This is a genomic window from Stenotrophomonas sp. 05L44_2 (genome assembly GCF_056665995.1).
In genome coordinates this window covers 1-1,033 of sequence record NZ_JBFTNR010001020.1, presented here as the reverse complement: position 1 = coordinate 1,033, position 1,033 = coordinate 1, and the positions used below count along the sequence as shown (strand labels likewise).

The window sequence follows — 1,033 nt, the reverse complement described above, 5'->3', positions numbered from 1 at the left end:
GGGTCGGCACCGGCGCGGGCGACGTCCTCGCCGATGGAATATTTCAGGTCCGGGTAGCCCTTGAAGCCGAGCTTCTGGCTGAACTTGACCACGCTGGACTGGCTGATGCCCAGCGCGCTGGCCAGCTGCTGCGAGGAGTAGTCGCGCAGCAGGTGCGCGTTGTCGAGGATGAAGTCGGCGATGCGGCGTTCGATGGCCGACATCTGCCCGCGCTCGGTGCGGATTTTCAGCAGGGGCGGCATGCGGGGCGTCCGGGCATGTGTAGGCGCGTTGCGGTTGGTTGCGTAGAGCGGATTATGGGGTGGGTCGGGCGGGTGCCAGCCGCGAAGGGGTTACGGAGTGGAGCAAAAGCAGGAGCAAGGACATCCACGCATGGCGTGGATCTACCCGGAGCTGCAGTTGAGTCCGCCTTCAAGCGAGCCGAGCACCGCAGGTCCGGCGAGGGCGAAGAGGCGCGGGTGTCTGAGCGCAGCGAGTTCCGCGCCGTCCCTCGGCGGACCGAGGAGCGCAGGGSACCGRCGTGCGMAGCACGKCGGCTCGCGRCYGGCGGARCGYTTCTTTTGGTTACTTTTCTTTTCGCGAAAAGAAAAGTAACGCCCGACCCAACGTCAGTTGTACGCCAAGCCAGCCGCAAGGCAGAAATCAACCCAGCATCTCCAACCCCCGCACTTCGGTAATGCCCAACCCCGGCACATCGCTGATGCTGATCTCCGACTCGTTGAAGCGCACCCCGCCGCTGACCGGATCGAACTGCCCCAGCGAGGGGCCATCCAGGTCGACCTTGGTGATCACATCGCTCTTGGCTACCGCCAGGTGCACCGCTGCGGCCACGCTGATGCTGGATTCGATCATGCAGCCGATCATGCACGGCACGCCGTAGATGCCGGCGATGTCGGCAATGCGGATTGCGTTGGACAGGCCACCGGTTTTCATCAGCTTGATGTTGATGATGTCGGCGGCGCGCTGTTGGATCAGGTCCATCACCTGGCTCGGGCTGAACACGCTCTCGTCGGCCATCACCGGGGTGTTGACC

At 64.3% G+C, this 1,033-nt stretch carries 2 protein-coding genes; both read right to left on the bottom strand.

The features are described 5' to 3' along the window. Positions 1 to 242 (bottom strand): MurR/RpiR family transcriptional regulator (locus AC1VAN_RS22805; protein WP_480986863.1); only part of this gene is annotated, 242 nt, incomplete at its 3' end. 400 nt (positions 243 to 642) lie between these two features. Further along, positions 643 to 1,033: enolase C-terminal domain-like protein (locus tag AC1VAN_RS22800; RefSeq protein ID WP_480986862.1), on the bottom strand; the 391-nt coding region annotated here is incomplete at its 5' end.